Source organism: Neisseria sp. P0009.S008 (assembly GCF_051958615.1).
In the GTDB taxonomy this organism is placed as follows: Bacteria; Pseudomonadota; Gammaproteobacteria; order Burkholderiales; family Neisseriaceae; genus Neisseria; species Neisseria subflava.
Genome location: NZ_JBQCVG010000001.1, coordinates 116,806 through 140,748, shown reverse-complemented (window position 1 = coordinate 140,748; position 23,943 = coordinate 116,806). Strand labels below are relative to the sequence as shown.

General features: G+C 45.6%; 16 protein-coding genes, 1 tRNA gene, 1 pseudogene and 1 CRISPR repeat array. Of the genes and pseudogenes, 3 read left to right on the top strand and 15 right to left on the bottom strand.

The window, feature by feature from the left end; translation table 11 throughout:
- Positions 1 to 55 precede the first annotated feature (55 nt).
- Positions 56 to 2,015: direct repeats of the CRISPR family, unit length 32 nt; unit sequence GTTTCAACACACAGCCGCCCGAAGACGGCTGG.
- A 189-nt stretch (positions 2,016 to 2,204) separates the two neighbouring features.
- From cas2 to pip, 11 genes are all read right to left on the bottom strand, one after another.
- Entirely contained in the window at positions 2,205 to 2,498 is a 294-nt protein-coding gene (cas2, locus tag ACTHSQ_RS00670) for a CRISPR-associated endonuclease Cas2 (RefSeq protein WP_003685729.1), read from the bottom strand.
- Positions 2,499 to 2,572: 74 nt separating this feature from the next.
- The gene (cas1c, locus tag ACTHSQ_RS00665) at positions 2,573 to 3,586 is read right to left on the bottom strand and encodes a type I-C CRISPR-associated endonuclease Cas1c (protein ID WP_440370925.1); all 1,014 of its coding nucleotides are present in this window, start codon (positions 3,584 to 3,586) and stop codon (positions 2,573 to 2,575) included.
- 343 nt (positions 3,587 to 3,929) lie between these two features.
- Positions 3,930 to 4,724, bottom strand: a complete 795-nt coding sequence (locus tag ACTHSQ_RS00660; RefSeq protein WP_308887362.1) for a hypothetical protein — start codon at positions 4,722 to 4,724, stop codon at positions 3,930 to 3,932.
- Positions 4,725 to 4,782: 58 nt separating this feature from the next.
- Positions 4,783 to 5,442 (bottom strand): CRISPR-associated protein Cas4, encoded by a 660-nt coding sequence (gene cas4, locus ACTHSQ_RS00655; protein ID WP_440370924.1) that lies wholly within the window; start codon positions 5,440 to 5,442, stop codon positions 4,783 to 4,785.
- A gap of 14 nt (positions 5,443 to 5,456) precedes the next feature.
- The gene (cas7c, locus tag ACTHSQ_RS00650) at positions 5,457 to 6,323 is read right to left on the bottom strand and encodes a type I-C CRISPR-associated protein Cas7/Csd2 (protein WP_005636528.1); all 867 of its coding nucleotides are present in this window, start codon (positions 6,321 to 6,323) and stop codon (positions 5,457 to 5,459) included.
- 11 nt (positions 6,324 to 6,334) lie between these two features.
- Positions 6,335 to 8,113 (bottom strand): type I-C CRISPR-associated protein Cas8c/Csd1, encoded by a 1,779-nt coding sequence (gene cas8c / locus ACTHSQ_RS00645; RefSeq protein ID WP_440370923.1) that lies wholly within the window; start codon positions 8,111 to 8,113, stop codon positions 6,335 to 6,337.
- Positions 8,110 to 8,784 carry a type I-C CRISPR-associated protein Cas5c gene (gene cas5c, locus ACTHSQ_RS00640; RefSeq protein WP_440370922.1) on the bottom strand — a complete coding sequence of 225 codons (675 nt, stop codon included), beginning with the start codon at positions 8,782 to 8,784 and terminating at the stop codon, positions 8,110 to 8,112. The genes cas8c and cas5c overlap by 4 nt, the downstream gene beginning before the upstream one ends.
- A gap of 122 nt (positions 8,785 to 8,906) precedes the next feature.
- The gene (locus ACTHSQ_RS00635; protein ID WP_440370921.1) at positions 8,907 to 10,658 is read right to left on the bottom strand and encodes an ATP-binding protein; all 1,752 of its coding nucleotides are present in this window, start codon (positions 10,656 to 10,658) and stop codon (positions 8,907 to 8,909) included.
- Positions 10,648 to 11,697: an SIR2 family protein gene (locus ACTHSQ_RS00630; RefSeq protein ID WP_440370920.1), complete on the bottom strand. Its 1,050-nt coding sequence runs from the start codon at positions 11,695 to 11,697 to the stop codon at positions 10,648 to 10,650. The genes ACTHSQ_RS00635 and ACTHSQ_RS00630 overlap by 11 nt, the downstream gene beginning before the upstream one ends.
- A gap of 110 nt (positions 11,698 to 11,807) precedes the next feature.
- Positions 11,808 to 14,096 carry a CRISPR-associated helicase Cas3' gene (cas3, locus tag ACTHSQ_RS00625; RefSeq protein WP_440370919.1) on the bottom strand — a complete coding sequence of 763 codons (2,289 nt, stop codon included), beginning with the start codon at positions 14,094 to 14,096 and terminating at the stop codon, positions 11,808 to 11,810.
- A 121-nt stretch (positions 14,097 to 14,217) separates the two neighbouring features.
- Positions 14,218 to 15,147, bottom strand: a complete 930-nt coding sequence (gene pip, locus ACTHSQ_RS00620) for a prolyl aminopeptidase (RefSeq protein ID WP_070714186.1) — start codon at positions 15,145 to 15,147, stop codon at positions 14,218 to 14,220.
- A gap of 124 nt (positions 15,148 to 15,271) precedes the next feature.
- Here pip and yciA point away from each other — a divergent pair, with 124 nt between their 5' ends.
- Both yciA and ACTHSQ_RS00610 read left to right on the top strand, forming a co-directional pair.
- A complete protein-coding gene (yciA, locus tag ACTHSQ_RS00615; protein ID WP_003680677.1) occupies positions 15,272 to 15,706 on the top strand; it encodes an acyl-CoA thioester hydrolase YciA in 435 nt (144 codons plus the stop codon).
- A gap of 246 nt (positions 15,707 to 15,952) precedes the next feature.
- Positions 15,953 to 16,744, top strand: a pseudogene (locus ACTHSQ_RS00610) (formate/nitrite transporter family protein).
- A gap of 154 nt (positions 16,745 to 16,898) precedes the next feature.
- Here ACTHSQ_RS00610 and ACTHSQ_RS00605 read toward each other — a convergent pair.
- Both ACTHSQ_RS00605 and ACTHSQ_RS00600 read right to left on the bottom strand, forming a co-directional pair.
- Positions 16,899 to 16,975, bottom strand: a tRNA-Pro gene (locus ACTHSQ_RS00605).
- A gap of 154 nt (positions 16,976 to 17,129) precedes the next feature.
- The gene (locus tag ACTHSQ_RS00600) at positions 17,130 to 18,653 is read right to left on the bottom strand and encodes a fumarate hydratase (protein ID WP_440370918.1); all 1,524 of its coding nucleotides are present in this window, start codon (positions 18,651 to 18,653) and stop codon (positions 17,130 to 17,132) included.
- A gap of 854 nt (positions 18,654 to 19,507) precedes the next feature.
- Between ACTHSQ_RS00600 and ACTHSQ_RS00595 the strand changes: the two genes are divergently transcribed.
- Complete coding sequence (locus ACTHSQ_RS00595; RefSeq protein WP_440370917.1) at positions 19,508 to 20,188, top strand: anion permease; 681 nt, start codon at positions 19,508 to 19,510, stop codon at positions 20,186 to 20,188.
- A gap of 105 nt (positions 20,189 to 20,293) precedes the next feature.
- Here the strand turns inward: ACTHSQ_RS00595 and ACTHSQ_RS00590 are convergent, their stop codons facing one another.
- Both ACTHSQ_RS00590 and dndD read right to left on the bottom strand, forming a co-directional pair.
- Positions 20,294 to 21,859: an FtsK/SpoIIIE domain-containing protein gene (locus tag ACTHSQ_RS00590; RefSeq protein ID WP_440370916.1), complete on the bottom strand. Its 1,566-nt coding sequence runs from the start codon at positions 21,857 to 21,859 to the stop codon at positions 20,294 to 20,296.
- Positions 21,860 to 21,892: 33 nt separating this feature from the next.
- Positions 21,893 to 23,941 carry a DNA sulfur modification protein DndD gene (gene dndD / locus ACTHSQ_RS00585; protein ID WP_440370915.1) on the bottom strand — a complete coding sequence of 683 codons (2,049 nt, stop codon included), beginning with the start codon at positions 23,939 to 23,941 and terminating at the stop codon, positions 21,893 to 21,895.
- Positions 23,942 to 23,943: the final 2 nt, after the last annotated feature.

The following is a 23,943-nucleotide window of genomic DNA, read 5'->3' as shown; positions in this document are numbered from 1 at the left end:
ACAGCCGCCCGAAGGCGGCTGGGCAATTTCATGTGATTTGAAGGCCGAAGAGGCAGTTTCAACACACAGCCGCCCGAAGGCGGCTGACCATTCTGACCGCCAATATATGCTTGACCATATAGTTTCAACACACAGCCGCCCGAAGGCGGCTGGTGGGAATATTAAAACGGGCAGAAAAAAGGGGAAAGTTTCAACACACAGCCGCCCGAAGGCGGCTGGCCGAAGACTTGGATTGCTTGGATTTGGTGGACTGGTTTCAACACACAGCCGCCCGAAGGCGGCTGGTTTCCGAGCGTGAAAAATCCATGATTGCCGAACTTGTTTCAACACACAGCCGCCCGAAGACGGCTGGCTCATGCGGCAGGAAACGCTGCTGCCATAGGGGGTTTCAACACACAGCCGCCCGAAGACGGCTGGAGGAGTTATAAAAAATGGAAAATGGGATTTTGACGTTTCAACACACAGCCGCCCGAAGACGGCTGGATCTTCGGAGATGACGCCGAGACGCTGCAAGCACTGTTTCAACACACAGCCGCCCGAAGACGGCTGGTTTAGGCTGTCTTTCAATTTTTCGCCCGAAAACAAGTTTCAACACACAGCCGCCCGAAGACGGCTGGATCAATTCTTTTGGGAGTTTGTCCCAAAGGCTTTTGTTTCAACACACAGCCGCCCGAAGACGGCTGGTCTAACATAAGGAATAAAAACTCCTAAATTATTAGTTTCAACACACAGCCGCCCGAAGACGGCTGGCGCAGGATACGCCGCCAACAAAATGGGCGTGGAAGTTTCAACACACAGCCGCCCGAAGACGGCTGGGTTATTCAGCCCATTGGGCTGCGTGTTGAAACTAAAGTTTCAACACACAGCCGCCCGAAGACGGCTGGTTCGCCAAAGTGATTGTGAATAAATCGGCCATCAGTTTCAACACACAGCCGCCCGAAGACGGCTGGGACGGCCTTGGTCGCGGGCATTAACGGTTTCATTGTTTCAACACACAGCCGCCCGAAGACGGCTGGGGATTGTCCGCGCTGTTTTTAGACAGTTTCTTGTGGTTTCAACACACAGCCGCCCGAAGACGGCTGGGAATGACATGTCTGTCAGGAACTGCCGCTAGGATGGTTTCAACACACAGCCGCCCGAAGACGGCTGGACCCACTTTTTTCAAGGATTGCCACGTACTAAAACGTTTCAACACACAGCCGCCCGAAGACGGCTGGCGTGGCCACTGCCCAATCCATAAACTGTTATTTGTTTCAACACACAGCCGCCCGAAGACGGCTGGAAGACGAAACCAAAACCGCCCTGCTCGCCAAGTTGTTTCAACACACAGCCGCCCGAAGACGGCTGGCCGGCGAGAGCGTTTCCGAAATGGCAAATGCGCCAGCTGTTTCAACACACAGCCGCCCGAAGACGGCTGGCACAGCAGAATGTTGCCGATATAACGGAATCAACGCTGTTTCAACACACAGCCGCCCGAAGACGGCTGGATCCACAATTTGAGCGGCCGCAAATACTCGCTCGAGTTTCAACACACAGCCGCCCGAAGACGGCTGGGAAGCGCGCCGCCGCCAAGAAGCCATCCTGCGAGTTTCAACACACAGCCGCCCGAAGACGGCTGGGCCGTCGTCACTGACGCGCTCAACATCATGGACGTTTCAACACACAGCCGCCCGAAGACGGCTGGGACAACGCGCGTCCCGGTACCAAACAGCCACTTTTGTTTCAACACACAGCCGCCCGAAGACGGCTGGGACGATCACGTTTTGTACACGATTGCCATTTGTTTGTTTCAACACACAGCCGCCCGAAGACGGCTGGTCAGATTTTGGGGACTTTTGCCGCCAAGACTTAGTTTCAACACACAGCCGCCCGAAGACGGCTGGGCTACCACCATCGCTTGAGCTTCCGCCACCGCTTGTTTCAACACACAGCCGCCCGAAGACGGCTGGAGAGCATTAGACGGCTTGCAATCAATGCCAATAAGTTTCAACACACAGCCGCCCGAAGACGGCTGGAGCCTCTCTCAAAAGCCTTGCTCCATCAGGTTTCGCAGCCCCGATTTCGCTAGACTCCCAAGAAAAGCGCGAACGCGAGTATAACACAGCCTTTTCCGTTACACCCGCATTCGCAATATCCTGATTGTTAAAGAACAATCCCAATTCTCCAACCCTGCCGCATTTTCATGGGAACCGCAGGTTGGCGATTCACACAATCAACGTATCCTTAAACACATCCACCGCTGGTTTCGCGCCGTGGTGTTCCACTTTGCGCCGCCATTTGCTGCCCAGATGGTAAAAGCGCAGGCTGTCGGTTTCAGGGTTGTAGGTTTTCAAAAGTTTGTCTTTTAAAACAACCCATTGGTCGGGCGCGATGTCGCATTCGAACACTGAATACTGCACGCGCACGCCGTAGTCCAGACACAATTTCGCCACGCGTCGCAGCCTTGCCTGTCCTTCCGCGTCCTCCAGCGAAATATCGTAAGTAATCAGCATCAGCATTTTGTATTCCCATGTGCAGGCTGCTTTAGAGGTCGTCTGAAAGCAGCCAACCCGTTTTCAGGCAGCCTGCAAACCTATCTCATCAAAAACGGCGGATATTCCGCCAAATCCCCGCGCAAATGGCGCGCCAACAGCATTGCCTGAATATACGGCAGCAAACCGATTTCCACTTCTTCACCCAAAAATGGATGCACAATTTTCTCCTGCTTTTTCGCCTGCAAAGCTTGAAACAACAGCTTACGCGCATCGGCTTTTAAGCTCACCGCGCCGCTTGCCTCGGTAACAAAATCCTGCGGTTTGATTTGCCCTCGGTTAATCAGCGACAACACCAACCTGTCCGCCCACCACGCGCGGAATTCTTCCAAAATATCCTGCGCCAAACTGTCGCGCCCCGGTCGGTCGGCGTGTAGAAAGCCCACCTGCGGGTCCAGCCCCACGCCTTGCAGCGCGCCGCTGATGTCCTTGCCCAGAATGCTGTACACAAACGACAACAGCGCATTCACCCCGTCTCTGGGCGGACGACGGTTGCGCCCGTCAAAAGTAAAACCGCTTTTTTCGCTCAAAAGTTGCCCGAACACGCCGAAATATCTTGCCGCCGCATCGCCCTCAATACCACGCACCACGTCCAGCTCCGTCGCGCCCTTCAATTGCCGCAGCGAAATGTTTAAAGAATCGACCGCACTTTGAATCACCGCATTCTCGCCGTAATTGCGAATCTGCCGCTGGAGCACCCGCTTACTCGCCTGAATCTTCGCCGCGATGATATTGCGCGCAATCGGCACGGGATTTTGCTCCGACACCCGATACTGCGCCCGACGCAACAGCACATTGCCGCTCTGCCGCCCCTGAAGCCGCCCCAAGAAACGTCCGTTTTCGGTAAAAAACGCCAAATTCACATTATTTTCACCGCAAAACCCCAGCAAAAACGGCGACACCAGCACATTCCCAAAACAGAAAATATGCCCGATAGAATGCACCGGCAACTGCGCCACCTTCTTACGCTCCTGCTCCACCACCAGCGTCTCCCGCTCCTTATGCAGATAGCTGCCTTGGGTAGTGATATAGAGCGTGTTTTGCAGTTTGCGCATGGGAGACTCCTTGGGGGTGGCCGTAGTTTTGGGGCATTTAACAGAGTTTAGCTACCTGAAAAATGGTAGGTCGGATTCTCGAATCCGACACTTTCAAAATTACCGCAATAATTTCAAATCATATAAATATCAAAAGGTTGTCGGATACAAGTATCTGACCTACATAGACTGAAACATAAGGTCGTCTGAAAGTTTTAAACAATAGTTTGAACAGCAAAAACCGCGTGCGTGCGTACCGCACACACCCTACATTTTGGTTTTAAAGCTTGTATCGTCCACAGTAGGGTGTGTGGCGCAGCTACGCACGCAGTTGGTGGAGATGCAGGTTACAGCCTGCCGCTCATTAACAGTCTAACTTATTTTGAAAATCTAAAAGAGAAAGAACTTCAGTAGGAATATTTAAAGCACTATAAATAGCCTTTAATTTATTTATCATTTTTTTATCAGCAGAAACAAAAACATCGCAATAAGCACCGTATATCATATGAGAAACATCATGCAATCTAGATCTATATTTATTTTCTGATTCCCTATAATAACCTAATTTTTCTAGTAAATTAGCTGCTAAATTTATATATGCCTCAACAATATAAAACTTATCTTTTATATCATCAAATGTCCAATTAAGACTTTTTTCAATCTCAGATTCACTTAAATACCCTTGTTTATATAATGAACAAGATATTTGTTTCTTTCTAAACTGATCAAAAATATCTTCTGGTGAAATATTATTCATTTCCTTAGGTTCTGATAATGGATTGCTATGTGCGTCCTCAAGAATTTTTTTCTCAATAGGTTCTATCAGATCATTTCCTACATAACCACTGACAACTCTGTGGTAGCAATCTATAGGATATTCATCATAATATATTTTTAAAGTTTCACGAGTTATAGGTCTTAGCGAGTTTCTTCCTGCTATTGAAGTTAAAAATTCTATTTCTGATCTTATAACATCATCAGATGTTCCACATCTTATTTTTGATGCTGCAATATCCTCTAAATGAGCTGGACTAAATGCAATAGAGTAATTTTCTTTTATGAATTCAACCTTCTCTTTTAATTTGGGAGAAATATTTTTAGGAAAATTTCCTGTTCTTAAATAACTAATAACGTTGTAATCCAAATATATTATTTTCATAATATTACCTATTCTTGAATTGTATTAAAATGAGCCATTGAAAATAAAGGCTATTCAACTAACTCTCTACTAAAGAGAACAACCCCGCCACATACCCCACACTCCTATCCCGTTTCCCCAACAGCTCCGGCTGACAAATTTCCACCAGCGAGCAGGCTTTGCAGCGTTTACCGTAGTTAGGCGGCGGGGTTTGGCCGCTGTTTAGAAGTTCGCGCACGGCGGCGATGGTGGCGAGTGTTTGGGCGCGCAGGTCGTCTGAAAACACGACGGGGACGCGGTGGCGGGTTTGCATATACCACAGCGCGCCCTCAAAGACGGTTTGCCCCGTCATTTCTTCCAAACACAAGCCTTGGGCGCAAAGCTGGATTTCGTCCATTGGGTCGGGTTTGGGCTTGCCGCGTTTGTATTCCACAGGTTTCAGACGGCCTGTTTTTGTATCCACTTCCACCAAATCCAACACGCCGCTGATGCCCAGCTTCTCCGCCGACACATGCACCGTCCGCTCAAAGCGCACGCCCTTGCGCGTTTCTGGCTCGCCCGAATCCACCCGCTCATGCAGCGCTTTGCCCTGCGCGGTCAAATAATTCTCCGCCCACGCCTGCTCGTTGTGAATCAAGGCGCATTGGCGCGGGCAGAAGGCGTAGTGTTGCAGGGCGGAAAGGGGGATCAGGCGCGTGTCCTGATCTTCCCCTTGGGTTTCGGTTAAAAGTGCGGTCATCTTTTTAAGTGTTTTTACAGCAACTCTTCCACACTCACGCCATTGAGGCCGTCTGAAACCACGCTGATTTTGTAATCGCCAAAACCGCTTGCGGGCGTACCTGATTCGCCGTTTACGCGTTCGACTTTCACGGCGTCAAACAGTTTATGTGCAGGCTGGCTGCCGAGTGCGCTATCGTGTTTAAAAACAATCAATTTACGTGCCGCCATTTCGCCACGGGCGGCGGAGCGGTCGTGTTCAAACATAAGCGTCAGAGCTTGCCAGAGTTTGGCTAAGTCGTCGTCTGAAAAACCGGTTTTGGCGGCAAGGTTGGCGGAGATAAAGCCGTGCACGCGGTAGAGCGCATAAGGGACGATGTATTTGCGCCCCATGGTGCGTTCTTTTTCCAAGTCTTTTTCGTTGGTTACCGCCATGCGGGTGATGGAAACTTCCAGCGGCACAATCGGGTCGATGGATTGGGCGAATGCCAGTTGTACCGGGCCGCGCACTTGCCCGCTGTTGACTTCGGTGGTCATCACAGCGCCGAAAGTGCGGATATCGAAGAAGTTTTTACACATCCACGCGGTAATGTCGCGGGCTTTGGCTTCGTCTTTGGGCAGTTTTTTAGCTTCAGATTCAATACCAAGTGCTTCATAAGCGCGTTTGTTTTGCAGGTTTAACACGCTTTTTTCTTTGACGTAGATTTCGTAACCGGCTTCGTTTTCGCTGCTGATTTCTACAAAATTACGGATTTTGCGTTTCAGGCAGACATCGGTTACCAAGCCTTTGCTGGATTCAGGGTCAAGGCGCGGCATATTGCCCGCATCGGGATCGCCGTTGGGGTTGCCGTTGGTTACGTCAAAAAAGTAAACAAATTCATAGCGGTTTTGAATGGCAGACATTTTCTGGCTCCTTAGTTTTCAATAGTTTCAGCGGTTTCTTTTTTAGCAAAATAGCTTTGTTTTTGATGGTAATAGCCGATGGCGAAGCGGCCTTGCTCGTCAATGCTCAAATGGCGCGGAAAGGTTTCGGGCAGTTTGGCAATGATTTCGCCCAAATCTTTATCCAAATTCACAGCCATACCGGCTTTGTCTTTACGCAAGCGCGACAAATGGTGTTTTGCACCCGACAAAAGGCGCGGAAAAACAGAAAACGGCACGGCGGATGCAGAGCCGTAATAGCGGTCGGCAATGCCGGCGTTTAATTCGCCCAACGCCTGATATTGAATGCGCTCCAACACGGCAAACAGCCGCCCTAAAAGATAGGCGCGATTCGGGCTTTCATTGTTCAAACTCATAGGAACTCCTTCTTCGATAAAACCTTTTCTAAAACGCCGCTCTAATACGGCTTTCATCATTGCCACGTGCAGACCGTTCACGTCGCCGTCGGCACGGATTCGGGTAATCAGTTGCGACAGCAAGCTCATGGGATACGGCGTGCCGCAAATCACGGCACGGGTCATTTCGCCTGCCAATACGGGCGAGATATTTTCGCTTTTGCCCAATACGGCAGTTTGCAACAAGAGTCGCCAAATAGACGGCGGCGTTTTCCACGCGCAAGGCTCAAGGGCTAAATCTTGCCAATGCTGCGCCAAGTTTTCCGCCAGCTGCCCAAACGTGGTGTCCAGCCAAAACCGAACAGAAATCCGCGCGGCATTGGGGGCAAGCCCTAAGATATAAAAACGGGTATTGGGAGAAAGTTCGGGCGCAATTTCTTGCAGTGGACGGCCTTTGCCGATTTGTTCCAATACGTTGAAAACTTTGGCGCTTTCTTGTTCATCATCCGGCGGCGTGAACACTTGCGCGAAGAAGCCTTCGGCAGCTTGCGCGGTCGCGTTATCGTCCGCTTCCACCCAAAAGACCGTACTGGCATCACCGATGGTCAAGCAGTGATTGTTTTCGCGGCGCAACAGATAGTTCAGCGCGGTGGTGTAGGCAAACGCGGATTGTTCGGAAACGGGCGCATTTGCGCCTTGCTCTTTACCAAAAGAGGCAAAGGCTTCTTTATTGAACGAAATAATCGAACCGCCGGAGCTTTGCCCGCCAAACACGCCTTTAATCGCCGGATGCAGCCGCGCAATCGGGGCAGTGTCGCCGCTAATCAAGCACAAACCTTCAAGCGCTTCGTCGCTTTTTAGGCAGTCTGCCCACAAGGTTTGCGCGGCTTCGCGTTTATGGATAAGTGCGGTCGGTTTTTCAAGAGAAAATGCGATGTTGGCATCGAGCATTTCGGCAGGCAGATTTTCGGCAGTGAAATGTGCAGGCTGCCAGTTTTGCAGAAAACGGCACAAGGCTTGCAAGCCTTCGTCTTCGCTGTTTTGCAGTAAATCGAGATGGTATTGCTTGAAGGCTTCAAAAGTTTTTTCAGACGACGTAAACGACTTTTCCTTCGCCTCGGCTTTGTTTTTATTGGCTTCCACGCCGAGCGCGTAGGCGGTTTTATCCCACAAAAAATTCGGTTTGATACCCGATGTGCGTTTTTCAGGGCGCGGCACGCTCATCAGCTTCGGCTGCGGCTTTTTATCGGCAGTCAGATTCGGCACGGCAGTTTTCAGACGACCTTCTTTATCCAACACCAAAATCCAGCCGATTTTCTCCTCGCTAAAGCCATAAGGCGGCACTTTCGGGTTGCCCATTTCATCGGTTTCTGCTGCCAAACGGCGGTAATAGCGGGCAAGGGACGCAAGAATCATGCTTTCACCTCCTCGGCGTAAAACGGCGGTACATCAATCACGCCATCTTTCATTTCCGCACGGAAAAAATGCGGTGTGTTGCCGTGGTCAAAATCAATATCGTGCAGCATCCAGCCTAAATCGCGGTTTGCCTCGCTTTCCGATAACGCCGACGGCGGCAGCGGCTCGCCTTCGTCAATCAACGCAAAATCGGCAGGAAATTCACGCACACCCAAACAAGGCTGTTGAAAGCATTGCCCCTTTTTCGCACGGCGTTTGAACATCTCAATATGCTTGGTAACGGTCTCATCCGCCCCCGCTTTTGCCGTCAGCACCGCATGGGCTTCAATCACATAAGCCACGTCTTTAAGCACCGTCGCCGCGCGCTGCTGGCGGTCGTCTTCAATCAGCGTATATAAATCGGCAACGCTCTTACGCTTCATCGCGCCGCTGACCTTGCCCGCCGAAATCTTGCCGCCCAACTCATTGCGCCGCACCGACTCAAACCGAATCGGCTTTAACACATAAATCTTATCAATCACCCAGCGAATCGCCGGCTTCCAATGCACCGCCGCCAAAATCCCGCGCGCCGCCGATGGCGTGATGACATCATAAGACACCCGCTCCACCTTCATCTCCGGACGGGTAAAACAGGCATAATCGCCCCAAACGTGTAGGCGGATTTGGTTCATTTGGTTCTCCTTTTGGTTGTACACACGCCCCTTCGCAAGGAAGGGGCGGATTAGCTGACTAATCTAACTACTTTAGTTTCAATCCACGCACGGTTAAGTGCGAAAGGTTTTCAGACGACGTGTTATGCTCGAACTTGTCGGCGTAGTGCTTCAACAGCTTTTGATACAGCATCTGGTTTTGGTTCTTGGTTTGCCCAATCACTCCAGAATTGTCGCGTTGCGCTTTCAGGAGCTATTTTAGGCGTATCGAGTTTAATTCTTGTAGGAAGTAAAATTGAATCGCCTAATAACAATGCTTCACCCAAATCAAGCAGTGGCAAAATATCTGTAATTCCTACCATTGATTCAGGTAACAACCGTTTCACAACACTTTGATCTTGATCATTTGTTAGGCGAAGAACTAAGAAATTATTGCACTGGCTAAGGATTGTCCGGCTAACATCTGAAGGGCGCTGGCTAACAACTAATAAAGATACGCCGTATTTTCTACCTTCTTTTGCAATACGTTCAAAGGCTTCTAATGCTCGTTTTTCTGCTGCCTCTGCCGCATCACGAACTGGAAGATATAAATGCGCTTCATCGCAAACAATCGTTAATGGGTGTCGTGCATCTTTATCCATCCAGAATTGAATGTTATATAACAAGCGAGCGAGAACACCTGTAATAATTGGTAATACATCTGATGGAACTTCAGAGAAATCAATGATTTTAATGCCCCTTTGGCTCTCTGAAACGGCAAACAGTTTCATCAACATATTTTCTAGCCAACCGTAAGCATTACATTCTTCAGGAGGCTGAAACATAAACCCACAACGTCTATCATCAATTTTGGCTTTCAGACGACCTATAAAACGAGATAATTTCCCATACCAAGGTCCTTGCTTTGTTCCTGAGCCATTTTCTTTAGGAACCATCTCAACATTGTCATGATTTAAACAGCTCAGCAGAGAGTCAATATCATATGGAATCGGTGAATCAACCGTAAATGTCTCTAGAACCTCCGTTTTTCCTTCACTTTGTAAGGTCTGCTCTTTCAAAGTACGGACATGTTCGGTAAATCTTGCTGCCTGATTTGGTGCATTATCATCACTTCGGTCAAGAATCAAAGCCAGCATTTCTTCTCTGTTTAACAACCAGTAAGGTATAAACAGACTATTCGGATTTGAACCGTCTAAATCTCCTGGTCCTGCGATATGATATTGCTGTGCAATTGGATTTTCTCCTTCACACAAAGTTGAGTACTCTCCATGCATATCGAAAACGATAAGATTAGCCGATTTTAATGCGGCTGCTCTTTCTAAAATCAAAGCAACAGACCAACTTTTACCAGAACCAGTACTCCCCAGAATAGCAGCGTGCCGTTGAAAGAACTTATCGCCATTCGCTACTGCTATTGCTGTTTCATCAGCCATAAAATGACCTAATGTCAATCGCTCATTTTCTGCTACATTGGCTGATAGCAGATTCATAAATAATTGCAAATTGCTGCCACTGAGATGAAAGCAAGTTTTATCAATTTGAGGGAAGCAATCTGCACCACGTTTAAATGTATTGCTCAAACTCCCATCAACTTTCCTGTAAGTTCCAATCAGAACAGCCCTAATAAAATCATCTTGACTTTCGCCTAACGGAATTGAACCGTCATCAGATGTTTCATCCAAAAGTAATTTTTCACTAATTGATCGCGTTACCCGTTCAATGATTCCGATGAGGAACTCATTAGCTGTCCTACCATTGATTGCAATCAAATTACCAACAGCAATGCTGGTCATTTGTTCATGCTCTTCAACAGAAATCAAAACCCGACTTGTATCTACCGTTACGACTCTTCCAAGTTGGTCTTTATCTTCAAAATTTAATTTTTTAATTTCCATTTTCTAAAACCTCTTTCACAAAATATTCAATATCCCACCAGTTCACATCAGGAATAAACGCATCTTCTGAGTTACTAACAACAATAGTCCCTTGTGGATTTTTATTAAGAACAAGAGCCTTACAATTTGATGATGCTTTAACTACTTCTCGTGCATTATCTGATAAGGTCTTCGTTAATATTAATGTTTTAATACCGCTTTTAATCTGCGTGGTCAGATGAGTTTGAAGATGATCATCATTGAAACCATAGCCAATACATAAAATTGCAGAAGCGTCATCAATTGCTCTATTCCCTTGTTCTCGATGAGCATCAAATGGCTGCGCATAGCCCTTTTTATACTTACCAACACCAGGTGTAATAATTAGCGGTTCTTCCATTGCGCCTATGCAACTAGTCATTGGAGTATCTCCAGCCATAAACCAATCTAAACTGCCATGTGGTTTATAAATTTTGATATGATTTCGATAAACAAGTCTTGGCGTTTTTCCTTTTGCAACAACCTTTTCAACTAATAATTTTTCACTCAAATCAGGATTATGTCTCCCCCAGTACCGTCCAACCATCATCGAATCAACGCCCCAATCCTCACACTCAGCGGCAAACTCAATCAGTCTATCGTAATTTGTTGTAATCACACGAGCTGTCTTAGGGGTGCATGCTGAAATATGAGGCAATAAATAGGAGAATTTGAGTTTCTTATTTTCAGAAATACATCTATTAATTGCTTTTTGTTCTTCATTTAAAAAATATTCAGCCGTTATTTTGATTATTGCAGATTCAATTGCATCATTAGCTGGATGCTTTAATAAAGCACCTTCTAATCCGTCTGATTCAAGGCAGGCTGCAATCTCATTCCAAGTTTTCAAATTTTCATCGGAGATTTTGCTAGGTATCTCCTGTTTTAATTTCTCACCTAGATGCCACATACCAGGTAAACCTTCCGCACAAGATAGGCCTGAACCAACGATAATTACTAACTTATCTGTAAAGATCGCTTGCAGCCATCTTTTTAAATCATCAAGTTCTGTGTTATTCATTTTTTACGCTTTCTCCAGCATCCATTTTTTGTGTTGATAGCATATTACTCTTGTACATTTAAAAAATCAACTTCTAAAGAAGTTAAATTATATTTTATTAAGGACCAAAATCAAAAAACCAAACTCTCCCCCTTCAAAAACTCTGTATCCTCCCAACTCAAACCCGCCACATCATCATACAAATCCAGCCCAATCAGCGTATAAAACTGTTTGCCGAAGTTTTTCTCGTTAATCGGTTCGATACGCCCTGCTTTATATAAAGCGGCGAGGGCCTTTTCGGGGATTTGGACGATGTAGGGTTGCAGTTTGCGTAAGAGTCCGCCGATGTGGTCGGTATGGTGCAGGCTGCTAATGAGGTTTTCGGCCTCGTTATCGAACGGAATAATCAGCGGCTGCATATGGCTTTCGATCATGTGGAACTTGTCGGCGATGGTTTGGAATGGGAAATCAAGGCTTTGCCCTGTATCGTTGTGCATTTTCAGAATTTTTTTATTGTCCAGTTCGCTGCCTTTTAATTGATAAAGCTCGGAGAAGTAGGCGGCGACGGCTTGGGCGGATAAGAGATTGTCTGAAAAGCTGTCGGCAGTCAGGCGCATAACGGCGGCTTGGGTGGCAAGTTCGGGCGGAGCTTTCCATTGTTCTTCTGGCGCGAATATCCATACAAAGCTGTTTTCAGACGGCCTTTTGCCTTCGCGGTTACAGCGTCCGGCGGCTTGGGCAACGCTGTCTAAACCTGCTTCGGCGCGCATCACCAGCGGAAAATCGACATCAACGCCGGCTTCGATTAAGGAGGTGGCGATAACGCGGCAGGGTTCGCCGTTTTTCAGACGGCCTCGAATCTCATCAAGCTTTTGGCTGCGGTGTTTGGCGCACATTAAGGTGGTCAGGTGGAACGTGCCGTCAAGGTGTTTGGCTTGGTCATACAGGCTGCGGGCGTGGCGGCGGTTATTGACGATGACGAGCATTTGCGGGTGTTCGGCAAGTTTGGCAAGCAGGTCAGCGTCGGTTTGTGTGCCGATGTGTTGCACGGTGGTGCGGCGCAGTTTGTCGAAAAGTGCGGTCGGTTTTGGGGCGATTTCGCACACGTTTTCAAAGCCGCGATAGAAGCCGTTTTCGGCTTGCACGGCAGGCTGGGTGGCGGTGCACATGACGACGCTGCAGCGGTAGTTTTGCGCCAATTCTTTGATGGCTTGCATGATGGGCAACAAAAGATTGAGCGGCAGCATTTGCGCTTCGTCGAGAATGATGACGGAGCCTGCGATGTTGTGAAGCTTGCGGCAGCGCGAGGAGCGGTCGGCAAAGAGGGATTCGAAGAATTGCACGGCGGTGGTCACGACAATCGGCGCGTTCCAGTTTTCCGAGGAAAGGCGCAATTTGTCTTTGGTGGCTTCATCTTGCAGTTTACCGTCGTCGAAAGTGCTGTGGTGTTCCAACACGGCTTGTTCGCCCAATTCGCCAAAGGCTTTGCGAAACTCGGCGGCGTTTTGTTCGATGATGCTGGTGAATGGAATGACGTAAATCACGCGCCGCATATCGTGCCGTTTGGCGTGTTCCAGCGCGAACGCCATAGAAGTGAAGGTTTTGCCGCCACCGGTCGGCACGGTAAGCGTGAACAGCCCTTGCGCTTGTGCCGCTTGTTCTACGGCGTAATCGAGAATTTCGCTGCGCAGGCGGTTTAAGGCGGCATTACGTTTTTCGGCTTCGGTTTGATCTGGAGCTTGGGCGATACGTCGTCTGAAATCGTTGATAAATTGATTGAAATTGCGTTGTAAGGCGTTTAAATCGGGATAACCGCCGCGCTCGACGGCTTTGTTTTCTAGGTTTGAATAAAAGGCTTCAGTATCAAGATAATCGGCATCCACCAAGCAGGAATAGAGCATTCGAGTGAAGAAGGCGTAGGAGAAAAAAGGATGATGCGCGTCGGGTTCGAGTGGCGGTTCGGGCAGGTTTTGAGGGAGTTTGATTTCTTGTTGCCACAGGTTATCAAAAGCGGAAATATCTGCGCCAAATTGCAAGGCTAAACGCTGCTTTAACGTGCGGCGGTTATCACCTTCGCCGTTTCCATTTGCCAACCCGGCATGATGCCCCGCAATGCAAAACGCCATCAGCTTGCCAATAACATTTCCCCAACGCTCGACAGCAATTTTGGCTCCGGCAGTAGCATGATCGATTGATGGACCACCATGTAATCGGCGGTCAAATGGTTCCGAATATTTCCCTAAGTCATGAAGCTGTCCCGTCTGGCAGGCAATTTCCTGCGCACCAAACACCCGAGCAAACTCCGCCGCCATTTCACCAACATTGACCGAATGGCTTTGCAAGGTTTGCCAATGTTCGTAAGGCAAAAAATTGCTGAGTTCGTCTTGCGCGGAATGGGCGTAGTAAATTAGAGGTTTCATATTGAAATTCTAAAAAATTCAAACTGATATCATGCAATGATAATATGATATTAAATTTAATATGTAAATAGAAAAAATGCCGTCTGAAACTTTTTCAGACGGCATTGTCATTGATTAATCTTTATAACTTGCTTCTAATATCCTCCACCGCTTTCACTAATGCTTCGGAAAGCGAAGGATCAAAAGAAGAGTGGCCTGCTTGGACGATTCTCAATTCCGCTTCAGGGAAGGCTTGCGAGAGTTCCCACGCGCTTTGCATCGGAGTGCATAGGTCGTAGCGGCCTTGAACGATGATGGTTGGGATATGGCGGATTTTATCGATGTTTGCCAAAATGGCTTTATCGCCCTGTAACCAGCCTTCGTTCACGAAGTAATGATTTTCCATTCTTGCGATGGCAAGGGAGGCTTGTGGGTCTTCATCCACGTCTTTAGGTTCAAACTGAATAAGGTAGCTTTCCCAATCTGCCCATGATTTGGCCGCTTTGAGGCGTGTGGCTTCATCTTCGCTGAACAGCATTTCATGATAGGCTTTAATTAGGGCTTGGCGTTTGTTTTCGGCCACGGGGGCAATGAATTTTTGCCATTGGGCCGGATAAATTTGGCTGACGCCGCCTGCTTCGTTCAACCATGCCATTTCAGACGGTCTACACAGGAAAATACCGCGCAAAACTAAGCCGCTGACGCGTTCGGGATGGGTTTCGGCATAAGTCAGCGACAAGGTGCTGCCCCATGAGCCGCCGAAAACTAACCATTTTTGAATACCGAGCATTTCGCGTACTTTTTCAATATCGGCAACCAAGTCCCAAGTGGTGTTGTCTTCGATACAGGCATAGGGTTTGGAGCGTCCGCAACCGCGCTGATCGATAATGACGATGCGGAAATGTTCTGGATTGAAAAAGCCGCGACAGGCAGGTGATGCGCCTGCTCCGGGGCCGCCATGCAGGAAAATCACGGGGTGGCCATCAGGATTGCCTGATTCTTCCCAGTAGATTTCGTGAATGTCGGATACGCGCAAAAGGCCGCTATTTCGTGGTTCTTGAATCGGATGCATGAGCTTTCTCCTTTGTCTGATGAATATGTTGATTGTAACACTTTGCCTGCTGATTTTTCAGACGGCCTACATAGGTTTATTGCTACAAATGGCGTAAAATAGCACTTTTTTGACAGGATTATTTATGTCTGACAACAAACAAACACATGCTGCACCAGAAGGACAACTTTTATTGCGTACGGTAGCCATGCCGCGCGATACCAATCCTAATCAGGATATCTTCGGCGGCTGGATTATGTCACAAATGGATCTGGGCGGCGGCATTTTGGCGGCAGAAATCGCACAGGGACGAATTGTAACCGTGGCTGTTCAAGAAATGAATTTCATCAGACCGGTAAAGGTCGGCAACGTCGTGTGCTGCTACGGTCATTGCGTCCGCGTAGGCAATACTTCTTTGCAACTGAAAATCGAAGTATGGGTTAAGACTTTGATGAACGATATGGTAACGGAAGACCGCCAACTGGTCACCGAAGCCGTGTTCACTTACGTCGCTATCGATTCACAAGGCAATCCGCGCCCTATTCCTCGCGAAGGCAATGCAAAGCTGGCACATTTGTAAGTTTAAAAAATCAAAACAAGGCCGTCTGAAACCTCAACGTTCAGATGGCCTTTTTTCATACAGAAGCAAAATGTAATAATATTTCTTTTAAGTTAAAGCAAGGCGAAGTATCTGTTTTTTAGGTTTAATTCAGGCTGATTGATAAAACAAAGACCGTACACCGGCTCCTTATAACACTGCCCTACCGCGACAGTTTGCGCCACTTTTGAAACGGCGTTCCCTCCTCAACCCACTTTAAGGAACATCATGGCTTCGCGCGATTTATACCCACAGGAAATTTTACAGGTTGTTCTCGACAAAAGCTGCGCCAAAGCACAATCCAGCATTCCCACACTGGCAATCTTGAGCGTTTTAGCCGGCGGATACATCGGCTTTGGATATCTTGCCTATTTAAAAGTAGTCAGCGGCATTCCGCACGAATGGAGCGGTTCTGCCACTTTACTCGGTGCAGCCGTGTTCCCAATCGCCTTGATTTGCATCCTGCTTGGCGGCGGCAAGCTGGTAACCAGCAACATGATGATCATGTCTTTAGGCAGATTGGCCGGACGGATTTCCTCCAAAATGCTGCTGCGCAACTAGGTTATCGTCTGCATGGGCAATTTGGTGGGTACGCTGGCGATGGCGTTTTTCCTCAGATACTATGTCGGCATGATTGAAGGCAGCGTAGCAGAAAAAACCATTGCCGTAGCAGAAGCCAAAGTCCATATGGATTTCGGCCGCGCTTTTGTATCGGCAGTAGCATGTAACTGGATGGTCTGCATGGGCGCTTGGTTGCACTTTGCCTCTAAAAACACAACCGGAAGAATGCTGGCCATTTGGTTCCCCGTCATGATTTTCGTATTAAACGGCTTCCAACACCTTGTCGCCAATATGTTTGTTATCCCCGCAGGTATTTTGGCAGGCGCAAACATCACATGGGGCCAGTTTTTCTTCAATATGATTCCCGTATTCCTGGACAATGTCGTCGGTGGCGCATCCTTTGTCGGCGCGTCTTATCTTTATACTTATAAAGACACGCTGAAAGATAGTGCCGAATAGTTCTGCTTTGAAAACAACAAAACCTGCTTTGAGAAAGCAGGTTTTGTTTCAGACGGCATTGGTATTAAGTTTTAAAATCCATTCGGATACATTATTCAGATAAATCATCCAAACGAAAAAAGAGCCGTTTTTAAAACGGCTCTTTCCAATTCTTTGGTCGGAGTGAAAGGATTCGAACCTTCGACCCCTTGCACCCCATGCAAGTGCGCTACCAGACTGCGCCACACTCCGACTCGATAAGCCGTGAATTTTAGTTTCAAACGCTGATTTTGACAAGTGCTTTTTAAAAAGGGAAATTTACTCGTTTGAAAACATTTGAATTATTTGTAAACAAAAAAAGACCGTCTGAAATCGTTCAGACGACCTTTGATTATTCAGTCAAATATCAAGCTTCGACCGGAATAATACCGATTTTTGCCTGCCATTGTTTTGGCGCAATGGCGTGAACCGATTCACCGTTGCTATCCACCGCAACGGTAACGGGCATGTCTTTGACTTCAAACTCGTAAACCGCTTCCATGCCCAATTCGGGGAACGCCAATACTTTGGAAGATTTGATGGCTTTTGCCACGAGATACGCCGCGCCGCCGACTGCCATAAGGTACACGGCTTTGTTGTCGGCGATGGCTTCGCAGGTGGCTGCGCCGCGTTCGGATTTACCGATCATACCCAAGAGGCCGGTTTGTTCCAGCATTTGGCGGGTGAATTTATCCATACGGGTGGAAGTAGTCGGACCGGCCGGACCAACAACTTCGTCACGGACTGGATCAACCGGACCGACGTAGTAAATCAGTTTGTTGGTGAAATCTACCGGCAATTCTTCGCCTTTGTTGAGCATATCAACCAAACGTTTGTGTGCGGCATCGCGGCCGGTCAGGATTTTACCGTTTAGCAACAATACGTCGCCGGTTTTCCATGTGGCCACTTCTTCTTTGGTCAGGTTGTTGACATCGACACGTTTACCGTTGTCAGGGCTGTAAGTCAGATCCGGCCAATCTTCCAGAGATGGGGCTTCCAATTTAGCCGGGCCTGAGCCGTCCAATTCAAATTCGATGTGGCGGGTTGCCGCGCAGTTTGGAATCATGGCAATCGGTTTGGAAGCCGCGTGGGTTGGGTAGTCAAGGATTTTGACATCCAACACGGTGCTCAAACCGCCCAAACCTTGTGCGCCGATGCCCAAGGCATTTACTTTTTTGTAAAGTTCCAAGCGCAGGGCTTCGGTAGTAGACAATTCTGCACCGGAATCGGCTTTTTCTTTGAGTTCCTGAATATCGATATGGCTCATCAGGCTCTCTTTTGCCATCAACACTGCTTTTTCTGGCGTACCGCCGATGCCGATACCCAAGATACCCGGAGGACACCAGCCGGCACCCATTTGTGGAACGGTTTTCAATACCCAATCAACGATATTGTCTGAAGGGTTGAGCATGGCAACTTTGGTTTTGTTTTCAGAACCGCCGCCTTTGGCTGCGCAAGTAACTTCGACTTTGTCGCCTTTTACGATTTCCATGTGTACAACGGCAGGGGTGTTGTCTTTGGTATTTTGACGTTTGCCAGCCGGGTCGGCCAATACGGAGGCGCGCAGTTTGTTGTCAGGATAGGTGTATGCACGGCGTACGCCTTCGTTAACCATTTCCTGTACGCTCATCTCGGCATCCCATTGTACATCCATGCCCACTTTCAAGAATACGGTTGCAATACCGGTATCCTGACAAATCGGACGATGGCCTTCAGCACACATACGGCTATTGACCAAAATTTGCGCCATCGCATCTTTGGCCGCAGGGTTTTCTTCTTTTTGATAAGCCTTGTACAAAGCCTGAATGTAGTCTTTAGGATGGTAGTAGCTGATGAATTGGAAAGCGTCAAAAATACTTTGGATAAAGTCTTCTTGCTTGATGACGGTCATGATTGTGTTCCTTTTCGAAGTCATGGTAGGGAGGATTTGTTTATTTCTTAAGAGACCGATTTTTTCAGACGGCCTTCAATAGTGTAATAGTGCTTTCAAATGAATGACCCAGACAATATCATTTTCATACCTTATTGATTTAAATGAAATTTAATATCGCATTAAATTACTTGGTTATTGATAATCTATATCCACTAGCCATTCACTTAAATAGAAGTAAAATTACATTGTTTTTAAATGATAATCTTATTGCAAGGCCGTCTGAAAATATTTGCCTTAAGTATCTGAGAAAGAAATTTAGTAGCTTGTATTTAAAAGAAAAATACCAAAATTTTAGACAGCCTTTCTTATTTTCCAATACAATACACAATTGTAAAATCCGTGTCATTTTCTCCATCAATCTTCTTGACTGATATCAAACTTGTTTGATTTTCTGAAATTTTATAACAGTTTTTTTCACTTGCTTACGTAACAAAATATTATTCAATATATACAACAATCTATGCAAAATTATCTAATATATAACAATGATTTTTACTAGCAAATAGACGAATATTTTAAAATTTATACTAAAAAAGTAATTTTATTTTATATTTAAAATCAAATAATTGAAATAAATTTGTCTAAATAATAGGCATATTTTGTTTACAATCATTCCTCTATAAAACCTTAGGTTATCCCTATCATCAAAACCACTAAATTCTAATACACTTCGACTCATACAGATAAATATTGATTTTAAAAGAATTTCTGAGTAAATAACTTGGATATTTCCTCATACGCAATAAATGTAATAAAAATACAATTAATCAAATTACCCACTATTCCAACTTCCAATTTCACAGGAACAAACCATGAGTGAAAATTTGTTAACCCTAACCATAGACGGCCATGAAGTCAAAGCTTCCGCCGACTCGTCAATCATTCAGGCCTATGCCCATGTCGGCAGCGCGATTACTGCCAACGTCGGTTGTATGGGGCAAGGCGTGTGCGGTTCGTGCCGCTGCATGATACGCAAGGAAGGCGAGCGTGAGGTAACGACTGCGTTGGCGTGTGAAACCAAAGTCGAAGAAGGGATGCAGGTCAGCTTCTTGGACTACTTCATTCCCGAGCATATCCAATATTACGACGTGAGCGAGGTCGGCGACGGCTGGAGCTGGCTGGACGACACCGCTAAAGCCTTCCCCGAAGCGCAACACTGCCGTCATTGCGGCGGCTGCAACCGCGCCTGTCCTAAAGGTTTGCAAGTGGAAAACGGCGTAGCTCAAGTAGTTTCCGGCGATTTCGGCGCATTCTACGGCGCAGGCTTGGCTTTGGGTGCACCACCGATGCTGTTTGCCCTGGTTATGGCAGCCGCTACCGGCATCATGATGTCGCTGACCCACTACGCCACTGGTTCCGCTCCTGTCATTTACGACTCAAACTACGTCAACATGACCGAATGGTGGAAAGCCGGCTTCATCATGAGCGTGGTCGAAATTCTGATTTTCAGCACTGTCGGCATCTTGTGGTGGAAAGTTTTGGGCTACTGGTAATCCAATACTATCTAAAAACAGTAACACCAAATACTGTTTATTTACAACAAAATAAAAAATGCTGTCTGAAAAATCATTTTTCAGACAGCATTTTATTATATCTACTTAAACGTCAAATCCATGTAAAAACTGCAGAGTCCCATTATTCCATTTAACCAAGTGGTCACCTTTGCCAAGCAAATCTTCTGCACCTGTTTCATCCAAAATTATTTTGGATTCGGTTGATTTCTGAACTTGAAACGCAATACGTGTCGGCAAATTACCTCGTAGAGTGCCTTTTAAAGTTTCCGAATCGGGACGCTGAGTGCTCAAAATCAGATGAATTCCTGAGGCTCGAGCTTTTTCAGCAAGCATAACTAACTGCTTTTCAATATCAGTATGATGTTTTATTAAATTGGATAACTCATCAACCATAATGACACGATACGGTGGTCGAACATTCTCAGGTAATTGGGCAATTTTTTGAACACCATAATCTCGCATCAGAGCATAGCGTTTTTCAGACTCTTCAACTGAATCAATCAGTAAATTATACATTTCATTATAATCATCAATGATATGGTTCTCGAACAAATCTTCTTCATGCTCAAAAACTTGGTAATCCACTTTTTTCGGGTCTAAAATCGCTAGCTCCAGTTTATTTTGTCCCTTGCACAAATCAAAAAGACTTTGAAGTAAAGTACGAATAAAAACTGATTTACCTGAGCCTGTTGTACCACCAACTAGTAAATGTGGTGCAGTTGCCAAATCAGCAAAATGAGGTTTACCGTATTCATCTATCCCCAAACAAATCGGCAAAGCATAATCTTTTGAATAAGTTTGCAAGGCTTCACCAAATTTGGTGGCACCCAATTTATTCCAATTGTTTTCATCGCGCAATAATTTTACATCATAAGCATGGCTTTCATTATTATGGCAAGGTACGATGTGCAAACTACTATTTTTCACACCCAATTCTGAACATAAGCCTCTCATATATTTGCTCAAATCAATATATTTTGCCAATTTTAAACGATAAATATCGTAACGCACACCATGTTCTAAAAACTTTAATTCTGCAATTGAAATATTTTGTTGTTGAAAAGCAGAACATAAGCGTTTCTCCTGATGCTCATACTGCATTTTAGATCCTAAATCATTCACGCCTTCTGAAAAACTACCCGAACCTGCGTTCTTAACTGCCAAATCCATAAGTTCATTTAAAAAGGCTTGTCTGGCTGCTAAATCATCATTTTTTTTAAAACGTTTACAACCTTCCCAAAACTGATCCAATTCATATGCTCCTGTGTGCCATAAATCAGCAATCAGCCTATACAATTCATCTTTACTAACAGCCTTATCAGGATTGAAACGGAATAATACATCGCTCAACATAACCAGCCACAGGCGTGAAAAATCCTGGAAACAGGTTTGAAAAGTTGGGATTTCCGTACCTTTAGCATTTGGTGCAGTAATAATTTTATTTGGTTTGTCCACTAGATTTTTTGCAAAACAATACGCGATACATAACATTGCCCATTCAAAATTATTATCTAAATGTGGTAAGGCTCCTGCATGAGACAATTTCTCACGGATTTCTTTTGCTTCTTTGCTGGAAATAATCCGTTTTTCACTCATCAAGGTATGAAAATAATCGGTATCCCATTGTGCTTGATTTTCAAGTTGGTACATATTTGTTTTCCTGTTTGAAATGTTCAGACGACATCAGTCAAAATACACATCAGGAATTACCGAAGAACGAGCTCCTGCTGTATCCAAAGATTGGGCTTTAACCAGATACGTTTTGCTAATGTATGGCTCAAGTTGACGACATACCTCTGAAGTGATTTCCGTGTCTTGCGACAACAAAATTACCTGTTGTTCTAAACCACTCCAATGTTGAAATAAGCCTTGACGATGTCCCTCATCTAAACGTGCCAGTGGTGTATCAATCACAAACGGTGCTTTGTATTGCGTTACTTCTGCCAATGCTGACACTAGCGACATAATCAAGATCTGCATTTGACCTGCTGATAAATCTACCCGTGTTTCATTACCGTCCCGGCCAAATAAAGCCATACGTCCGGCGGCATCAATACTAATACGTTCAATACGTTCATCATGAGCAATTTTGCAGTTAATACGTGTAGCAGTTTCGCCCACTTCCTGAACTTTACGCTTCATTAATTCCTCAGTTAAACGCACGATGACTTTATCTAACTCCCCTGCGCGGCGTGATTTCAATAATTGTGGATTGTTGTTGCTGATCTCGTTTTGTAAGCGTTCTACATTAGCTTTTTCACGCTGATACTTTTGATTTTGCTGATATAGACTATTGCTCAAATTGCCTTTTTTATCAGAAAGCTGGGTAATTTGCTGTTGAGCCTCTTTAAGTTCTTCAATTAATTCGTCTTTATTAGTACCTTTTAATTTTTCCAACTCTTCTAAAACTTGCTTGCGCTCTTGCTCGCGTTGTTCTACGGCTTGTAACAAATTACCGATTTTGTCAGACGGCATTTTTCCCAGTTTTTTCATTTCATTTTGAATTTCAGCATGAGCATTTACAGACAAATAATTGTGTTCAATTTTATTCGAACAGCTTGGTGGCAAGGGATAAAACAGCTTTTCCCAGCAATCTTTAACTGCTTCTTTCAACAAAGGCTCACTAAAAATCGTTTTTGCCATTGCACCCATTGCTTCTTTGACTTTTTCACTGTTCACAAATGCATTCCAGAAATCATCAACTTTATCTTCAGTTTGTTCTTTGGCTGCTTCATGTTGCAAACGATTTTGCTCAGCAAATAATAACTCCTGCAATTCTTTCAGACGATCTCTTGGTAAAAAAGCCAGGGGCATAGCTTTAACAGCTTCTTTAACTTTTACATTGAAAGCTTCGATTTCTTTTTCTAACTTCATTTTCTGCTGTAAAAAATCATCAGAAGTACGAATATCCCCACCTGTCCCTAATTGCTGAGTCAGCTGTTCCTGTTTTTCCGTCCATGTTTCTAACTTCATACAGATTTCATCAAACTGCTCTTGAAACATATTCCGATAAATTTCTGCACTTTGCAAAGAACGTTCAGCCTTACTCAAATCATCTTGTATTTTTTGTGTAGTATTTTCCGAAATACATTTTTTGCGATACTCACTCAAACTTTCACGCAAACGTTCAAGCAAAGTGACACCTAATAAACCCTTTAACGCACTATTTAACCAATTCCCAGCCCCACTTTGTTTTGCTACCTGAACTATTTTCTCTCCATCAAAAAAGAAAAACGGTGCATATTCAAACGGTAAAGCGTAAGCATTCAGATAATGACCTGTTTGTTCATCATCAATGATTTGATAATTACCATCTTTATATAATTCAAAAATCTTTTCATTACTTGAAATCAACAGTTTTTTATTGTGATCAAAATGCCATTTTCGGCCAATTTTCAAACCACATTCTTCGCCACGATAAATCTGCCTCATTTCAATTTCCAAACTCATCGTGTATTGACCACCATACTTTGGTTCAGCTTTATGGTGCAATGCTGATTCAAGAAGCTTTGAATAATATGTTTCTCTAATATCTAAACCTGCACGTTTCAAATGATTAATTGCATCTGAATCATATAAACACAAATAAATTGCTTCTAAAAGTGTAGTTTTACCATGTCCGTTTTCCGCACCTATCAATACAATATTCTTACCATTTTCAGGCATAGTAAAACAAAAAGAAGCATTGTCGTAAGACTTAAAATCCCGTAAACGAATTGAATGTATCCACATAA

What these genes read in the sequence shown, in the direction of transcription:
- ACTHSQ_RS00590 (WP_440370916.1), bottom strand. Translation starts at nt 21,859, where the DNA reads ATGTACCAACTTGAAAATCAAGCACAATGGGATACCGATTATTTTCAT.
- cas8c (WP_440370923.1), bottom strand. Translation starts at nt 8,113, where the DNA reads ATGATTCTTGCGTCCCTTGCCCGCTATTACCGCCGTTTGGCAGCAGAA.
- ACTHSQ_RS00660 (WP_308887362.1), bottom strand. Translation starts at nt 4,724, where the DNA reads ATGAAAATAATATATTTGGATTACAACGTTATTAGTTATTTAAGAACA.
- cas4 (WP_440370924.1), bottom strand. Translation starts at nt 5,442, where the DNA reads ATGACCGCACTTTTAACCGAAACCCAAGGGGAAGATCAGGACACGCGC.
- ACTHSQ_RS00630 (WP_440370920.1), bottom strand. Translation starts at nt 11,697, where the DNA reads ATGAATAACACAGAACTTGATGATTTAAAAAGATGGCTGCAAGCGATC.
- cas7c (WP_005636528.1), bottom strand. Translation starts at nt 6,323, where the DNA reads ATGTCTGCCATTCAAAACCGCTATGAATTTGTTTACTTTTTTGACGTA.
- cas2 (WP_003685729.1), bottom strand. Translation starts at nt 2,498, where the DNA reads ATGCTGATGCTGATTACTTACGATATTTCGCTGGAGGACGCGGAAGGA.
- dndD (WP_440370915.1), bottom strand. Translation starts at nt 23,941, where the DNA reads ATGTGGATACATTCAATTCGTTTACGGGATTTTAAGTCTTACGACAAT.
- cas3 (WP_440370919.1), bottom strand. Translation starts at nt 14,096, where the DNA reads ATGAAACCTCTAATTTACTACGCCCATTCCGCGCAAGACGAACTCAGC.
- pip (WP_070714186.1), bottom strand. Translation starts at nt 15,147, where the DNA reads ATGCATCCGATTCAAGAACCACGAAATAGCGGCCTTTTGCGCGTATCC.
- cas5c (WP_440370922.1), bottom strand. Translation starts at nt 8,784, where the DNA reads ATGAACCAAATCCGCCTACACGTTTGGGGCGATTATGCCTGTTTTACC.
- cas1c (WP_440370925.1), bottom strand. Translation starts at nt 3,586, where the DNA reads ATGCGCAAACTGCAAAACACGCTCTATATCACTACCCAAGGCAGCTAT.
- ACTHSQ_RS00635 (WP_440370921.1), bottom strand. Translation starts at nt 10,658, where the DNA reads ATGGAAATTAAAAAATTAAATTTTGAAGATAAAGACCAACTTGGAAGA.
- yciA (WP_003680677.1), top strand. Translation starts at nt 15,272, where the DNA reads ATGTCTGACAACAAACAAACACATGCTGCACCAGAAGGACAACTTTTA.
- ACTHSQ_RS00600 (WP_440370918.1), bottom strand. Translation starts at nt 18,653, where the DNA reads ATGACCGTCATCAAGCAAGAAGACTTTATCCAAAGTATTTTTGACGCT.
- ACTHSQ_RS00595 (WP_440370917.1), top strand. Translation starts at nt 19,508, where the DNA reads ATGAGTGAAAATTTGTTAACCCTAACCATAGACGGCCATGAAGTCAAA.